Origin of the sequence: Sulfitobacter undariae (assembly GCF_014196805.1) — a bacterium.
Lineage (GTDB): Bacteria > Pseudomonadota > Alphaproteobacteria > Rhodobacterales > Rhodobacteraceae > Sulfitobacter > Sulfitobacter undariae.
This window is the reverse complement of sequence record NZ_JACIEI010000001.1, coordinates 517,581-532,421: the sequence shown is the minus strand read 5'-3', so window position 1 is coordinate 532,421 and position 14,841 is coordinate 517,581. Positions and strand designations below refer to the sequence as shown.

The window sequence follows — 14,841 nt, the reverse complement described above, 5'->3', positions numbered from 1 at the left end:
GTGCCCGTTCTAATACGCCCATACATTTACGTATCGCTGCCTCACACAATAAGATAAAAAAGCCTTACCAACACAGGAAATGCTGGACGGTTCGGAGCTATGTGTCCTTATCTTTGCTCAAATGGGGACCCATGGCTATTTTCGCCACGCATTTCATGACTATAGAATGTCTGGCGTGATCGCCCTTTCGACTTTGAAGCATAAAGCGCGATATCCGCATTCTCCATCACCGTCTCACGTGTAAGGCCATCGCTGCCTTGTATCCAAACCGTTCCTATACTTGCTGATATTTGGCAAACACTGCCATTAAATTGGACCGGCATCTTGATCCTATCAATGATGCGACGACCGACTTGTGCTAAAACGTCAATATCTGCGACTTCAGGCAAGATCACTGTGAATTCATCGCCCCCCACACGTGCAACAGTGTCAGTCGCGCGTGTCTCTTCAACCATGGCGGCCGCGGCGACCTTTAAAACATAGTCACCCGCCGCATGACCCAGTGTATCGTTTACCGTTTTAAAGTGATCCAAATCTATATGCATCACCCCAAAACCAATATGTGCGCCCAATAGCTGCTCAATGAGCTGATCCAGCGCCCGACGGTTGCGTAAGCCAGTGAGCATATCTGTGCGAGCCGCCTCTTCGGCCATTTGCTTTGCCCCTTGTAGGCGTAGATTGAGCTTGCGGGACGCTTCCATTGCCGCTGTTTTCGCCTCGACGAGATACAGCATTTCAATAGCAAGATCGGTCACCGCAAAATCCGTATTCGTTAATGTGTAATCCCGCACGCCCTCCATGATCGAAATGCCAAAAGAAAGGTTCACGATCGAGGTTCCATCCCCGCATGAGACCAGCACTCCCTTCAACCGCGCCGGTGGCTTCCCCTTCATTTCTAAATGCAATTTTGTATTACACACTTCCCGAAGCCGTTTCAGATTAGAAATTTCACGTGGCCGCTTTACCTGAAAAACATCTAAAAATAACTGACCAACCAATGGCATGTCCGGCCGCAGCTTTTTCGTTGTTGGGCCGACATGGGCAATCCTCCCCTGTGCATCCAGCGTCAGATGCATCGGGCACAACACATCCATCACGTCACACTGGATCGGCATTCTCATGTCACCTCCGCTGCTAGGTCAAAGGAACGCCCCTGCGCGAAATCACTCTGGATCAATTGGATGTGCACGATCTGTTTGCCATCTGCACCGCTCTCATGCTCAAGCAGTGCCAAAACGCCATAATCATCCGACATCACACGTAATACGCCCATCATCAGGTGGCCGAAGCCTGCAATCGAACTGTAGCAAATCAAGCTATAGGAGCCGCAGGCATGGCCGTGCAGCTCAATCGCAGGAAGGTGAAGCTCTGCCACGGCCATACGCGCGCGATCAGGAAGGTCATCCAGAGAATACAGAAAATCCTCAAAGTTAACGCCCCCAAACCGCAGCAGACGACGCACGGATTCGGTATTCGGGTGAGAGACCAGATATGTGCCAATATCTTCCATCACCTCTACACGTGACCGACGCAAAGACAGCGCCATTGCATCCAACACCGCAGGCGTTATGGCATCATCATATGTTAACATCGGTTCAAACACAGGAGGTGACAAGCCCACCTGCGCGGCCACCTCTAGCCACGCCAAATTGCCAAAGTAATCACACATATATCGTTGAAAACTGTGGTTGATGAGCCCGTGCATAACTGCCTCTTTTTACTGCTGAGCTATTTAATGCAGCACGCGCATTAATATGAGGCTAACAACCGGAAAAACCTCCTAGCGGTTGCAACAGTAGTGGCAGGTTTAGCTTCAAGATGCCTTCTGGACACCCAGCCATGCAGGGATTTCGCCAATATCACGCAAAACGACATCTGCAAAAGGAGCCAGCTCTTCGGTGCCAGCCGGACCTGTGAGTACTCCGATAGTACGCATGCCCGCCGCACGACCAGCGTGTAGATCATGGGTACTGTCCCCCACCATCACAATCTCTGAGGGATGCAGGTTCACGGCCTGTGCAAATGCCAATAGCTGACCCGGTGCAGGTTTGCCCCCGTACCCACTGTCATAGCCCGCGATAAAATCGAATAAATCCACCACCCCAGCCGCCGATAAGTGGGACAGTGCAGGCCCCTCGCTGTCATTGGTCGCCACACCCAGCGCCAGACCTTGCGACCTGAAACCTTCAAGAAGCGGCCTGAGCGGTACAGCCGGTTGTTGCGGAGCATGTGCCGCTTCGTCATTTATCATATTTAATAGCGCATCGCGTGAAAGTCTCGAAACATGCGGTGCCAATACATCTGCCACCTCCCCCGCGGTCCCCGCGATTACCAGACTGTCCTGCGCGAATTTACACGCCGTGAGATCAAATCCAATCAATGCACCAAGCATATGCGCCCGCGCAGGGTCGCCTTCTGTAAGACGCAGTAAAAGCGCCTTGGCCCAAGCCTCCCAAGTCGCTGCAAAATCAAACAAGGTGCCATCTTTATCAAAGCATATGCCTTTGACCGTTACAGTGCCGTTAATCAGGTCCAATGTATGTCTCCTCCACCCGGCAAACTCATTCGCGCTTCTGCGAGCCTCTCGTAGGCCAAACCATTCGCATCACAGCACGCAATCACCCATGCATCGTCCATCATAATAAACTCCAGCACAGAGCCCAAAAACTCGGGATCATGCGCAGCTTTTCGCATGTCTTCTTCCGAAGCGCCTGTTGCGCCTAGAAAGATGGGTAGCAATTCCTCGTTCCCCACAAGCCACCCAAAGGCTTGCAGAGAAATCGTCTCGGCTGCATTCCGCGCAAGGGTCATCCGACGGCTCCATTTGACTGAAAATCTCAACGCTTTGTTAATGAATTCGACGGAAAACAACAGCACAACTTCATGATTGGTAGGTAAGGATCTAAAATGCAGGGAAAAATCCTCATCATTGATGGCATATCGACCAACAGAATTGTGTTAAAAGTCAAACTGATAGCAGCATTCTATCAAGTCATTATGGCCAGCAGCATCGCCGAAGCTTTGCAAACGATCCAAAACGGAATGCCGGACCTGATTATCAGCGCCGTCAACCTCCCTGACGGGACCGCTGCCCAACTGTGCAAAAGGCTACGCAGCACGCCGCAAACATCCAGCTTGCCGGTACTGACCATTGCTTCCAGCCCTGATCAGCAGATCCGCCTTGAAACACTGCGCTCGGGTGCCTTTGACGTGATGAACAAGCCGATCAACGAGACATTTTTACTAAGCCGTGTACGTAATACAATTCGTGCCCATAACGAATTATCGGATTGGGACACTCCCGACGCCCCCAATTGTGCTTTAGGCCTCGCTGAAGCGCCTGCCAAATTTGTTAGACCAGGTAAGGTATGTCTTGTTGGCGCAGACACAGCGCCGCTTCAAAGGTGGTTGCGCGAATTGCTGCCGCATTGGCGTGCACAATACACCGTCACTCAATTAACACATACCTTGGCGCAGGTTCATGTCCGCGGTCCAAATGCCACGGTCCCAGACGCAGTTGTTCTGGAACTCCCCCAGACAAAAGCAAGCGCTGCCAGTTGCCTACGTCTCATTTCTGCACTGAGGGCCAGCCCCAGCACCCGTGACATCGCCTTGATCATCATCCAAAAAACGCCGGACCCACTTTACGCAGCAGAAGCCTTGGATATGGGGGCAGATGATGTGATGTCCGCTGGCTTTGACGCGCCCGAACTTGCCCTGCGGCTAGAGTTTTTGTTACGTCGCAAACAGCAGTTAGCCAAGGTAATGCAGAATGTGCGCTCTGGCCTGCGCGAGGTCCTGCACGATCCGTTGACAGGTCTTTACAACCGTCGCCATGCGATGCCCTTCATCGCGCAAGAAATAGAACGGAGTGCCACAAGCAGCGCCCCATTAGCCCTGATTTTAGCGGATATGGACCATTTCAAGCAGGTCAACGATCTGTTTGGTCACACATCAGGGGATGCTGTCCTAGTGGAAACCGCACGGCGCCTTGAGAGAGTTCTGCGGAGCACTGATGTCCTCGCCCGCATCGGCGGAGAGGAGTTTGTGATTGCAATGCCAGCAACTGATACCTCTACCGCACGCATTGTCGCGCATCGCGTATGCGATGCGATCAGCAACGCGCCCTTCCAAATACCCGGTTCACAAGACCCGATAAACATCACCATCAGTGTTGGCCTCGCCATGGCAGGACAGTCGGTCCGTCCCGAGGCGCGGGAGTTGGAAACAGTCGAATCCCTGCTCACCCGCGCGGATAATGCACTATACGCTGCCAAAGTTCAGGGCAGGAACCGCGTCAATCTCAACCTGCAAGAACCACACCATTTGGTCTAACGGCCTCGATAAATGTCAAATATCGCCGCGCACCCATGACCTTTTATGCTTAGAAGAGAGCGTCGTTGGTCCTTCTTCTGTATATCAACCGCATCCACAATGGTGGCCAAAACGGTAAAAATACCTTTAAACCTCATGCTACCCTCTGTTTTCTCTGTGCTTCAGGCCATGCGCTATCTGCCGATGATTTCAACACGCAGGTCGTATGAAATTCCGCTGAAGAACTACGCATAATTTCGAAATGAGACAAATCGCCACCTTTTACTTCATCCTAACTTTGGCCATGCTAAGGGTCACACCACGTTGCAGGATACCCAGATGTCGGACACAGCCAGCCTAACAAGCGCCGCTACGAATAGTTCTAACAATCACGAAGAACGGTCACGCAAGCTTGCCATGCTACGTGGATGGCGGCGGTGTTGCCCCAATTGTGGGGCAGGCCCATTGTTGCATGGCTATCTAAAGGTGAATGACCACTGCACAGTTTGCGAACAGGAGTTTCACCACCACCGCGCTGATGATGGGCCTGCATATTTGACGATTCTGGTTGTGGGTCACCTGATGGCCCCCCTGCTGCACATCGTGTTTGTACAATTCCGGCCCGAACCAATTACACTGTTCACGATCTTTGCAGTTGGCACGGTAGGATTGTCGCTTTACCTTCTCCCTAGATTGAAGGGAGCAATGATCGGCTTCCAATGGGCCAAAGGAATGGGCGGCTTTGCACGCAGCACATAACCGGCCCCTGAAAGCATGAGGCCTTATGACGATTGATAAAACGGCGATCCGCAACGCAGCCACGGTTATTGTGATCCGCGACCGCATGACAACCCCTTCCATTTTGATGGGGCAGCGCGGCGCAAAAGCGGCATTCATGCCGAATAAATTTGTCTTCCCCGGTGGCGCAGTGGATATTGGTGATGCCGATATCCCCCTTGCATCTGCCCTTACGCCCCAATGCGCGGCGCGTATCGGCGAAGATATTGATCCCGCGCTGGCGCACGCCATCCCCGTCGCCGCCGTGCGCGAGTTGTGGGAAGAAACCGGTTTGATCCTTGGCCAAAAAGGCGAATGGCAGGGCGATGTCCCCCCTGATTGGGAAACCTTTGCAGCCACAGGACACCTGCCCCACGCAGAGCCTTTGCAATTTGTGTTCCGCGCTCTGACCCCTCCGGGCCGCCCCCGCCGCTTTGACGCGCGGTTCTTTTTGGTGGATGTGGATGACATCGCCAGCGACCCCGATAATTTCGATGCCGCCTGTGACGAGCTTTCGCATCTGCAATGGGTGCCCCTGACAAAAGCACGCAGCTTTGACATGCCTTTCATCACCGAAGTTGTCTTGGCCGAAGTCGAAGCACGCGCACGTGATCTCAACGCGCCTGAATCGGTGCCCTATTTTAAAAACAACGATGAAGAGAGCCTGTTTTTGCGCCTGAAAGGCAAGACGCCAACCTATACAGGCGGGGATTAAATCGCGAGGATCAACAGCAGGATCGACGCCACAAGCACGGCCATGCCCGCAGCCTCTCGGGCGCTGATCTTTTCTTTGAAGAACAGCGTCGAGGCGATGACACTTAGGATCAGCTCGACCTGCCCCAAGGCTTTGACATAAGCTGCGTTTTGCAGCGTAAAGGCAATGAACCAACACAGCGATCCGCCCATGGACGTCAGCCCGATCCAGATCGCCACGCGGCGCGCCTGCCAAACGCGGGCCATTTCGCCGCTTTCGCGAAAATACAACCAAACCGCCATGATCAGCGTTTGCATCGTCACCACCGCCATCAGCGTCACCCCTGCCCGCAACAAGGGATCATCCGTGGCCAGCGTCAGGGATGCGCCACGATAGCTGACCGCTGAAAACGCAAACAAAATACCCGACGCAATGCCCAGACCTGCCGCGCGGTTGCGCAGATCCGACAGGTGAAAACCTCGTGCCTCTTTGCCCCCCGAAAGCAACAGCAACCCGACCAAGCCCAATGCAATAGCCGCAAAGCCCCCCCAGCTGACCAGTTCACCCAGCAACACTGCGCCAACCAGAACCGTCTGGATGACTTCGGTCTTCTTGAATGTAATGCCAACGGCGAAATTACGTTCTTTGAACAAGGCAACGACACAGACCGTCGCAAGGATTTGTGTGGTCCCGCCCAACAGGCCAAAGCCCCAGAAACGGGCGTTCATCGCAGGCAAGCTGGCTTGGGTCGCTTGCATATAAGTGACCAGCAGCAGCGCGATAAAAGGCGCTGAGTAAATAAACCGCGAAAATGTCGCCCCCGCAGGGCTAAGCGTTGATCCCGCCAGCACCTTTTGCAGCATAAAGCGCACCGTCTGAAAGGCAGCGGCAAGGAAAGTGACGATGATCCAGAGTTCAGGCATGTTCATGCGCTTCTACTGCACCAATCCCCGCCCCTGTGCCAGAGCAGATGTGCAGCAAGCCGCGATGGGGCGGGCCTTTTGGCACGCCCCAACCCTCACATCATCGTGGCGCGCCAATCGCACGCCCCAGACCCTCAGGTGTAGGTAGCCCTGCATGCCCCTTGGCAAAACGCACCAATGCCGCCTCGATATGCGGCGCGGCGGGGGATGGTTTGCGTGTCTCCAGACTGACGTGCAGTAAGAAATGCTCGCCTGTGGCCAGCAACCGGTCACCGTCATACATCTCATGCCAGAGGTGCATTTTCTTGCCCTCGCCCATGATCACCCGCGTACGGATGGTAATCACCACCCCAGCATGAACCTCGTCCACATGGCGGATATGCGTCTCGGCGGTGAAGTAACTGCCGCCTTTAGAGATATATTCAGCATTACAGCCGATGATCTCCATAAAACGGTCAGTGGCATCGGCAAAGGCATGCAGATAACGCGATTCCGTCATGTGGCCATTATAGTCGGTCCAATCCAGCGGCACAGTACGGTGCGCCGTTTCCACCAATGCATCCGCGGGCAGATCAGCTGCCAAGGCGCCATGCACCGTGCCTTTGCGCATCTCGTGTTCTTGCGCGTTCAACAACGCCCCTGCGCCCCAATTCTGCGCCTTGAGGCCGCGCATCATCACCACAAGATTATTGTCGCGGATACGCTCTAGATCACGGATGCCATGCATGCCCGACTGCGCATCAGACTGCCCCGCGATCAGATCAACCAATTCATCCGTAAATTCAGGCACATCCATCAGCTTGGTCCAAGGCCATTTCAGTGCAGGCCCAAATTGCGCCATGAAATGCTTCATGCCCGCTTCACCACCGGCCACGCGGTAGGTTTCAAACAGGCCCATCTGCGCCCAGCGGATACCAAACCCATAGCGGATGGAATCGTCAATTTCTTCGGTGGTGGCGATGCCGTCTTTGACCAGCCACAAGGCCTCGCGCCACACGGCCTCCAGCAGGCGGTCGGCCACATGGGCGTCGATTTCTTTCTTCAAATGCAGCGGATACATCCCCAGCGAGGTCAGCACAGCCTTGGCTTTGTCGATCAATTCAGGTGCGGCTTCTGGGGCCACCAGCTCAACCAAAGGCAGCAAATACACAGGGTTAAACGGATGCGCGACCATGATCTGTTCAGGACGTGTTGCCCCTTGTTGCAGCTCGGATGGCTTAAACCCCGATGTGGACGAGCCAATCACCGCCTCCGCGTCACAGGCGCTTTGGATATCTGCCAAAGTCGCCTGTTTGATCTTGAGTTGCTCTGGCACGCTTTCTTGTACCCACTGCGCCCCTTGCACAGCCTCGGCAATTGTCGCGTGATAGCTCAGCTTGCCCTCGGGCGGCAGTGCCACATCCGTCAAACCGGGCAATGCGCGGCGGGCGTTGGCGATGACTTCGCCAATCTTGCGTTCCGCCTGTGGGTCTGGGTCAAATACCTGCACATCCCACCCGTTGAGTAAAAACCGCGCCGCCCAGCCTCCGCCAATGACGCCGCCCCCGATAATCGCTGCTGTCTTGCTCATTTTACCACCTTCAGTTGGCTCACATGGTAGCCATTAAAATCCAATATCTCATGTGCGGCGGCGATCCTGTCTGCGCCGCCTTTGGTGCTCCGGTCGACGATCCAGCCGAATTCACCGGTTTTATTGCCCAGCACAGCCGTGCGGAAACCTTCATCCACCCAGAGCACCCAGAAATCGCGGTTGAGGCCGTTAGGCATTTTCACGCGAAACTGGCCTTTACCCAAACGCGTCACAGGCAAATCTTCGGAGTAATCCCCGCAAACGCCCGCCGCATCACAAACAGAGGCCCCCAAACGCATCACATGCCCTTTGGGCGTGTGGATCATCCGGAACGCCATCTTGCCCAGATCGGGGTCAAACCCAGCGCGCACATACCAGACGCCTTCGAACTTCTTTTCGTCAAACCGTGAGGTCACCCCGATCAATGCCGATTGATCGCGGTAGCCGGGCAGTTTCACAGCTGTTGGGGTGGAGGCAGTGCAAGCCCCCAACGCCAACAAGCCAATGGCTAAAATCCCGCGTATCAACGCGGCATCCGCTTTTGCAGGCCCAGTTTTTCGCGTACCGCGTCGGGGCCGATGATCTTGGCGCCCATCGCCTCGATGATCCCGCGTGCGCGGGTCACCAACTGGTGGTTCTCGGCCAGCACACCTTTGTCCAGCCACAGGTTATCCTCCAGCCCCACACGCACGTTGCCGCCCGCCAGCACCGAAGCCGCCACATAGGCCATCTGATTACGTCCAAGTCCAAACCCAGAGAAGTTCCAATCATCTGGCACATTATTGACCATCGCCATAAAGGTGTTCAAATCATCCGGCGCGCCCCATTTGACGCCCATGCACAGCTGCACCAATGCGGGGCCGTCCAGTACGCCCTGTTTGACCAATTCCTTGGCATACCAAAGGTGACCTGTGTCAAAGGCTTCAATCTCGGGCTTTACGCCCAGATCGGTCATCATCTGCCCCATCGCCACCAACATGCCGGGGGTGTTGGTCATGACGTAATCCGCTTCCGCGAAATTCATCGTACCGCAATCAAGCGTGCAAATCTCGGGCAGGCATTCCGCAATATGGGCCATGCGCTCGGTTGCGCCGACCATATCTGTGGCGTCTTGGTTCAGGTTCATCGGGTTTTCCACCCCCCCAAACACAATATCACCGCCCATACCCGCCGTCAGGTTCAGAACAACATCTGTGTCGCTATCACGGATGCGCTCGGTCACCTCACGGTAGAGTTTTAGATCACGACTGGGTGCGCCTGTCTCGGGGTCGCGCACATGGCAATGCACCACTGCGGCCCCTGCTTTGGCGGCAGCAATCGCGCTGTCAGCGATCTGTTCGGGCGAACGTGGTACATGGTGGCTGCGGTCCTGCGTGGCACCCGATCCGGTAACCGCGCAGGTGATAAATACATCTGTGTTCATGGCCAGTGGCATAGATTTCTCTTTCTCAATTTCGTCGAATACTGCGTGAGGGAATGGCATTTGGCCATCCCCTTGTGGCGTTGCAGATCAGTATGGCATCGGATGCGCACGGTGCGCCGTGTCGATATCCGCCATCACCTCATCGCTCAGCACCAGTTCAGCGCCCGCCAAGACCACCTCAAGATGGTCCAAAGTGGTCGCCCCAAAGATCACGCTGGCCATAAACGGGCGGTCACGTACAAAGGCCATCGCCATGTGAACCGGATCAAGACCGTGCTTGTTCGCTACCGCCAGATAAGCATCCACCGCTTCAAAAGCACGCGGTGTTTTGCGTCCACCCAATTCGGGGCTCAGCGACAGGCGCGATCCCGAAGGCACGGCACCGTTCTGGTATTTTCCAGTCAACAATCCTGTAGCCAAAGGCGAATACGACAACATCCCGATGTCCTCATTATGGCAGGCCTCTGCCACATCCGTATCCGCCAAACGACACATCAGAGAATACTCGTTTTGTACGCTGGCAATGCGCGGCCCGCCTGTACGCTCGGCGGCGTTGGCCCATTGTGTCAGGCCCCACGCGCTCTCGTTGCTCATGCCAAAGGCACGAATACGGCCCCGATCCACTTCGGCCTGCAAGGCGCCCAAACAATCCTCCATCGCTTGCAGAGTCTGCGCGCGGTTCTGGGTTGAAGGATCATAGAGCCAGTTTTTGCGGAACATATAGCTACCACGGTTAGGCCAGTGGAATTGATACAGGTCGATGTAATCCGTCTTGAGCCGCGCCAGTGATCCGTCAATCGCCTGCGGAATAGATTCGGCGGTGATCGGGCCACCGTCGCGGACATAGGCAATCCCGTTACCTGAATGTTTGCTGGCCAGCACCACATCCTTGCGCCGCCCAGATTGCGCAAACCATTCGCCAATCACTTCTTCTGTGCGGCCTTGGGTCTCTGCGCTGAGCGGGTTTACGGGATACATCTCGGCGGTATCGACAAAGTTAATGCCAGCGGCCAAAGCGCGGTCAATCTGTGCATGACCCTCGGCAAAGGTGTTTTGCGTGCCCCACGTCATCGACCCAAGACAAAACTTCGAAACTTCAATGCCTGTGCGGCCCAATGTTGTCATTTGCATAGCGCTATTCCTTTGAGGCTGTTTGCGCGCAAACTACGCAGGCCCCTGCCCACTGCAAGCAGCTTTCTTGCACAGAGGCGTCCTCGGCAAAATAAACCTGCGCTATCTCGCGAATATGACTAGCTTTTCAGCCTCCAAAACGCGCACACATTAGAAATGCGTATGATGATCTCTTTTGCGGCGCTGTTTTTGTCAGTCGTCTTGTTGCAACTCTCCTCTGGGGGTGTTGGCCCACTGGATGTGCTGTCAGGCACCGCGCTGGGATTCACGCGGCAGGAAATCGGGATGCTCGGGTCTGCGCATTTCTTTGGGTTTTTCATCGGCTGCTGGTTTGCGCCCCGTCTGCTGGGCAGTGTCGGCCACAGCCGCGCCTTTGCCGCTTTTACCGCCGCAGGTTCCATCGGCCTGATTGCCCATATGATGGTGATCAACCCCTACGCGTGGGCGTTGATGCGGGTGGCCTCGGGCCTTTGTGTTGCGGGCTGTTATACCGTGGTCGAGGCATGGCTACAGGCCAAAGTCACCAATGAAACGCGCGGCCGCGCCATGGGCAGCTACCGTATGGTGGATATGACAGGAAACCTCTTTGCCCAAGGCATCGTTGGTATTCTGGCCCCTGCTGACTACATTTCTTACAATTTGCTAGCGATTTTGTGCTGTGCCGCCCTATTGCCCATTACCCTGACCAAAACCCAGCAACCCGAAACCCCCAAATCCCCCCGCCTACGGCCTGCACTGGCCTATACCCGTTCGCCTCTGGCTGTGGCGGGGGTGATTGTGGCCGCGCTATCCAGTGCGTCTTTTCGTATGGTCGGCCCGATTTATGGCCAAGAAGTCGGACTATCGGCGGGGCAAATCGCATGGTTCTTGCTGGCCTTTGTGGTGGGCGGAGCCTTGGCGCAAATTCCCATCGGTTGGCTGGCTGATAAATATGACCGCCGCAAAGTGCTGATCTGGATGTCAGTTGCCGCCATTGGCAGTTGCGGCGTGACCATGGCCACGGCCACTTGGGGCGTTACAGGCGTGTTCCTATCCGCTGGCTTGTTCGGCTTTACCACATTCCCGATCTACTCTGTTGCCGCCGCCCATGCCCATGACTTTGCCAGCTCGGATGAACGGGTTGAACTCTCGGCGGCCCTGATGTTTTGGTTCGCCATGGGCGCAATCGCCGCCCCCTATGGCACTTCCCTGCTGATCGAATCCTATGGCCCCGAAGCCATGTTCATCATGCTGGCCATTGGCCATGCAGGGCTGATTGTATTTAGCATCGCCCGCATGGCCGCACGCCCGACCAAAGCCGTCAGAACCGCCTATATTAACGCACCACGTACGTCGTTTACCGTCGGCAGGCTGTTTCGCCGCGAACGCGAGAAAACCAAAGACATGCCTTAATATCACCCTCTCCAATTGACATCCATCAGCAAGTTTCGGGTGAAAATTGAGGCAAATGATGCAAATTTTATCGATAATTGCAGGTGGGTTATGTGCGCTTGTCTTGCTCATCCTAGCCTCTAGCATATCCCCCTTGCAAACATCTGCCGCGCAAATTGAGCAACCGCGATCCTCGCAGCCTGCTTTGCCCATTCCGCCTCAATCCGCACCCCCTCAAGAGCCCGAAATCACAGCACCAGATCTAGGCGGGATCCAAGCCGCTTCGCGCAATTTCTATACGCAAATCCATTTTGCACGTACCGCACTTAAAGACCCCACACTCCTCAGCCCTGATCGCAAACATCTCTATTCAAACGTAGGCTACGGCCTTTTGGGCCAGATAATCGAAGGCATCACAGGCCAACCATATGGTGATTATTGCGGTACAACCATTATGGCCCCTGCTGGCGCAACCTCCGCGCAAATTGGCGGGCCAATGTGGGCCACAGGCGGATTCGGTGGCTGGACCATCACCGCCAGCGATTATGCGCGTTTTGTCATGTATTGGTACGCAGCTGATCGCCCTTGGGTGAAAACACCGCAAAACTACCCGCTAGACAGGGATTCAGGCATGGGCCTGAGCGTCCGCAACTTTTACTATGATGGCCGTCATATGTTTTACCACAGCGGCCTATGGCAAAATAACAAACAATCCCGCCAGATTGGAGCGCTCTTTCTGGCTAGCACTACTGGCACCGTCTTTGTCGCGAACTGGCAAGGTAATTTACCCCCAGAAGCCTATAATGACCTGCGCCAAAGCATCACCGCTGTGTTGCACTGATTGATCCTTGCAGCCCCAAGCGTTAAGGGAGGGGAGTATCCGAAGGAACCCCCACATGTCGCGTCATCTCATTACCTCCGCTATTCCGTATATCAACGGCATCAAACACCTCGGCAATCTGGTCGGCAGCCAACTGCCCGCCGATCTCTATGCCCGCTACCTGCGCAGCCGCGGCCACGAAGTGCTGTTCCTCTGCGCCACGGATGAACACGGCACCCCTGCCGAACTGGCCGCCGCCAAAGCAGGCAAACCTGTTGAGGAGTTCTGCGCCGAGATGTACGCCGTACAGGCCGAGATTGCCCAAGGCTTTGGCCTGTCCTTTGACCACTTCGGGCGCTCCTCCTCACAGCAAAATAAAAACCTGACCCAGCATTTTGCAGGCGCATTGGCCGATGAAGGGCTGATCGAGGAAGTCGAGCAAAGCCAGATTTATTCCGAAACCGATGGCCGCTTTTTGCCCGACCGCTATGTTGAAGGCACCTGCCCCAACTGCGGCTTTGAGGATGCACGCGGCGATCAATGCGACAATTGCACCAAACAGTTGGACCCCGAAGACCTGATCAATCCGCGCTCGACCGTATCGGGTGCCACCGATCTGGAAATGCGCGCGACCAAACATCTGTTCCTCAAGCAATCCAAGATGAAGGACCGTCTGGACACATGGATCAATTCCAAAGCAGACTGGCCTGTGTTGACCACATCCATTGCCAAGAAATGGCTGCATGACGGTGACGGCCTCCAAGACCGTGGCATCACCCGTGACCTGAAATGGGGTGTTCCCGTGAAACGCGGCGATGCCGATTGGCCGGGCATGGAGGGCAAAGTGTTCTACGTTTGGTTCGATGCCCCCATCGAATACATCGCCTGCGCGCAAGAATGGGTCGATGCAGGTAAAGGCACCGATTGGGAGCGCTGGTGGCGCACCGACAAAGGCGCAGACGATGTGCAATATACCCAATTCATGGGTAAAGATAACGTGCCCTTCCACACACTGTCTTTCCCAGCCACAATCATGGGCTCAAACGAACCTTGGAAGCTAGTCGATTACATTAAATCCTTTAACTATCTGAACTATGATGGCGGCCAATTCTCCACCTCGCGCGGGCGCGGTGTGTTTATGGACCAAGCACTGGAAATCCTGCCCGCCGATTACTGGCGCTGGTGGTTGCTGTCCCATGCGCCTGAAACCTCTGACGCCGAATTCACGTGGGAGAATTTCCAAACCGCAACAAACAAAGACCTTGCGGATGTTTTGGGCAATTTCGTCAGCCGCATCACAAAATTCTGCCGCTCTAAATTCGGCGAAGCCGTGCCAGAAGCAGGTGAATACACGGAGGCCGAAACAGCCTTGATCGCCGATCTGACCGAGCGCGTCGCGCGTTACGCAGAGCAGATGGATAAAATGGAAGTCCGCAAATCCGCAGCAGAGCTGCGCGCAATCTGGGCCGCTGGCAACGAATACCTGCAAGCCCAAGCACCGTGGACGACCTTTAAAACAGACCCCGACCGCGCCGCAGCCCAAACCCGCCTCGCGCTCAACCTTATCCCGCTGTATGCGACGCTGGCCGCGCCCTTCATCCCTGATGCCGCCGCAAAAATGCTGGCAGGCATGAAGATTGACGACGCAGGCTTCCCCGAAGACGTGGCAGCAGCCGTTGCCCAGCTGCCTGGGGGCCATGTGTTTGAAGTCCCCGAGGTTCTCTTCGCCAAAATCAGCGACGAACAGCGCGAAGAATGGGCAATCCGCTTTGCAGGCACACGCGACTGATCCATCCAGTGTTGTGTGATCCCGCCAAG

The 14,841-nt window shown here is 55.3% G+C and carries 15 protein-coding genes; 6 read left to right on the top strand and 9 right to left on the bottom strand.

From position 1 onward, the window contains the following. Window positions 1–107: 107 nt before the first annotated feature. From GGR95_RS02715 to GGR95_RS02700, 4 genes are all read right to left on the bottom strand, one after another. Entirely contained in the window at window positions 108–1,076 is a 969-nt protein-coding gene (locus GGR95_RS02715; RefSeq protein WP_246423257.1) for a GGDEF domain-containing protein, read from the bottom strand. Window positions 1,077–1,117: 41 nt separating this feature from the next. Continuing rightward, window positions 1,118–1,705, bottom strand: a complete 588-nt coding sequence (locus GGR95_RS02710; RefSeq protein WP_184562483.1) for a heme NO-binding domain-containing protein — start codon at window positions 1,703–1,705, stop codon at window positions 1,118–1,120. Between the two features lie 108 nt (window positions 1,706–1,813). Continuing rightward, window positions 1,814–2,536, bottom strand: a complete 723-nt coding sequence (locus GGR95_RS02705; RefSeq protein ID WP_246423256.1) for an HAD family hydrolase — start codon at window positions 2,534–2,536, stop codon at window positions 1,814–1,816. After that, on the bottom strand, window positions 2,527–2,811 hold the full coding sequence (locus tag GGR95_RS02700) for a DUF3572 domain-containing protein (RefSeq protein WP_184562481.1): 285 nt from the start codon (window positions 2,809–2,811) through the stop codon (window positions 2,527–2,529). Before GGR95_RS02700 ends, GGR95_RS02705 begins: the two co-directional genes overlap by 10 nt. A 96-nt stretch (window positions 2,812–2,907) precedes the next feature. Here GGR95_RS02700 and GGR95_RS02695 point away from each other — a divergent pair, with 96 nt between their 5' ends. From GGR95_RS02695 to GGR95_RS02685, 3 genes are all read left to right on the top strand, one after another. Beyond that, complete coding sequence (locus GGR95_RS02695) at window positions 2,908–4,335, top strand: diguanylate cyclase (protein ID WP_184562479.1); 1,428 nt, start codon at window positions 2,908–2,910, stop codon at window positions 4,333–4,335. A gap of 318 nt (window positions 4,336–4,653) precedes the next feature. Next, window positions 4,654–5,073 carry a DUF983 domain-containing protein gene (locus GGR95_RS02690; RefSeq protein ID WP_184562477.1) on the top strand — a complete coding sequence of 140 codons (420 nt, stop codon included), beginning with the start codon at window positions 4,654–4,656 and terminating at the stop codon, window positions 5,071–5,073. A 25-nt stretch (window positions 5,074–5,098) separates the two neighbouring features. Next, on the top strand, window positions 5,099–5,806 hold the full coding sequence (locus GGR95_RS02685; protein WP_184562475.1) for an NUDIX hydrolase: 708 nt from the start codon (window positions 5,099–5,101) through the stop codon (window positions 5,804–5,806). Here the strand turns inward: GGR95_RS02685 and GGR95_RS02680 are convergent. From GGR95_RS02680 to GGR95_RS02660, 5 genes are all read right to left on the bottom strand, one after another. Beyond that, complete coding sequence (locus GGR95_RS02680; protein WP_184562782.1) at window positions 5,803–6,708, bottom strand: DMT family transporter; 906 nt, start codon at window positions 6,706–6,708, stop codon at window positions 5,803–5,805. The genes GGR95_RS02685 and GGR95_RS02680 overlap by 4 nt on opposite strands. Window positions 6,709–6,808: 100 nt before the next feature. Beyond that, window positions 6,809–8,278 (bottom strand): carnitine 3-dehydrogenase, encoded by a 1,470-nt coding sequence (locus GGR95_RS02675; RefSeq protein WP_184562473.1) that lies wholly within the window; start codon window positions 8,276–8,278, stop codon window positions 6,809–6,811. Continuing rightward, a complete protein-coding gene (locus GGR95_RS02670) occupies window positions 8,275–8,805 on the bottom strand; it encodes a lipocalin family protein (protein WP_184562471.1) in 531 nt (176 codons plus the stop codon). The genes GGR95_RS02675 and GGR95_RS02670 overlap by 4 nt, the downstream gene beginning before the upstream one ends. After that, window positions 8,802–9,713, bottom strand: coding sequence for a 3-dehydrocarnitine:acetyl-CoA trimethylamine transferase BcoG (bcoG, locus tag GGR95_RS02665; RefSeq protein WP_184562780.1), 912 nt, complete (start codon window positions 9,711–9,713; stop codon window positions 8,802–8,804). The genes GGR95_RS02670 and bcoG overlap by 4 nt, the downstream gene beginning before the upstream one ends. Before the next feature lie 75 nt (window positions 9,714–9,788). Further along, window positions 9,789–10,832: an aldo/keto reductase gene (locus GGR95_RS02660; protein WP_184562469.1), complete on the bottom strand. Its 1,044-nt coding sequence runs from the start codon at window positions 10,830–10,832 to the stop codon at window positions 9,789–9,791. Window positions 10,833–10,988: 156 nt separating this feature from the next. Between GGR95_RS02660 and GGR95_RS02655 the strand changes: the two genes are divergently transcribed. Genes GGR95_RS02655 through metG form a run of 3 tightly spaced genes read left to right on the top strand, consistent with a single transcriptional unit; the run spans window position 10,989 to window position 14,812 of the window. After that, window positions 10,989–12,224: an MFS transporter gene (locus tag GGR95_RS02655; protein WP_184562467.1), complete on the top strand. Its 1,236-nt coding sequence runs from the start codon at window positions 10,989–10,991 to the stop codon at window positions 12,222–12,224. Between the two features lie 55 nt (window positions 12,225–12,279). After that, entirely contained in the window at window positions 12,280–13,044 is a 765-nt protein-coding gene (locus GGR95_RS02650; protein ID WP_184562465.1) for a serine hydrolase domain-containing protein, read from the top strand. A 55-nt stretch (window positions 13,045–13,099) separates the two neighbouring features. Then, window positions 13,100–14,812 carry a methionine--tRNA ligase gene (metG, locus tag GGR95_RS02645; protein WP_184562463.1) on the top strand — a complete coding sequence of 571 codons (1,713 nt, stop codon included), beginning with the start codon at window positions 13,100–13,102 and terminating at the stop codon, window positions 14,810–14,812. The last annotated feature ends 29 nt before the right edge of the window (window positions 14,813–14,841 follow it).

Coding starts and splice junctions, on each gene's coding strand:
- GGR95_RS02715 (WP_246423257.1), bottom strand. CDS start 1,076: ATGCATCTGACGCTGGATGCACAGGGGAGGATTGCCCATGTCGGCCCA.
- GGR95_RS02710 (WP_184562483.1), bottom strand. CDS start 1,705: ATGCACGGGCTCATCAACCACAGTTTTCAACGATATATGTGTGATTAC.
- GGR95_RS02700 (WP_184562481.1), bottom strand. CDS start 2,811: ATGACCCTTGCGCGGAATGCAGCCGAGACGATTTCTCTGCAAGCCTTT.
- GGR95_RS02695 (WP_184562479.1), top strand. CDS start 2,908: ATGCAGGGAAAAATCCTCATCATTGATGGCATATCGACCAACAGAATT.
- GGR95_RS02690 (WP_184562477.1), top strand. CDS start 4,654: ATGTCGGACACAGCCAGCCTAACAAGCGCCGCTACGAATAGTTCTAAC.
- GGR95_RS02685 (WP_184562475.1), top strand. CDS start 5,099: ATGACGATTGATAAAACGGCGATCCGCAACGCAGCCACGGTTATTGTG.
- GGR95_RS02680 (WP_184562782.1), bottom strand. CDS start 6,708: ATGCCTGAACTCTGGATCATCGTCACTTTCCTTGCCGCTGCCTTTCAG.
- GGR95_RS02675 (WP_184562473.1), bottom strand. CDS start 8,278: ATGAGCAAGACAGCAGCGATTATCGGGGGCGGCGTCATTGGCGGAGGC.
- bcoG (WP_184562780.1), bottom strand. CDS start 9,713: ATGCCACTGGCCATGAACACAGATGTATTTATCACCTGCGCGGTTACC.
- GGR95_RS02660 (WP_184562469.1), bottom strand. CDS start 10,832: ATGCAAATGACAACATTGGGCCGCACAGGCATTGAAGTTTCGAAGTTT.
- GGR95_RS02655 (WP_184562467.1), top strand. CDS start 10,989: ATGCGTATGATGATCTCTTTTGCGGCGCTGTTTTTGTCAGTCGTCTTG.
- GGR95_RS02650 (WP_184562465.1), top strand. CDS start 12,280: ATGATGCAAATTTTATCGATAATTGCAGGTGGGTTATGTGCGCTTGTC.
- metG (WP_184562463.1), top strand. CDS start 13,100: ATGTCGCGTCATCTCATTACCTCCGCTATTCCGTATATCAACGGCATC.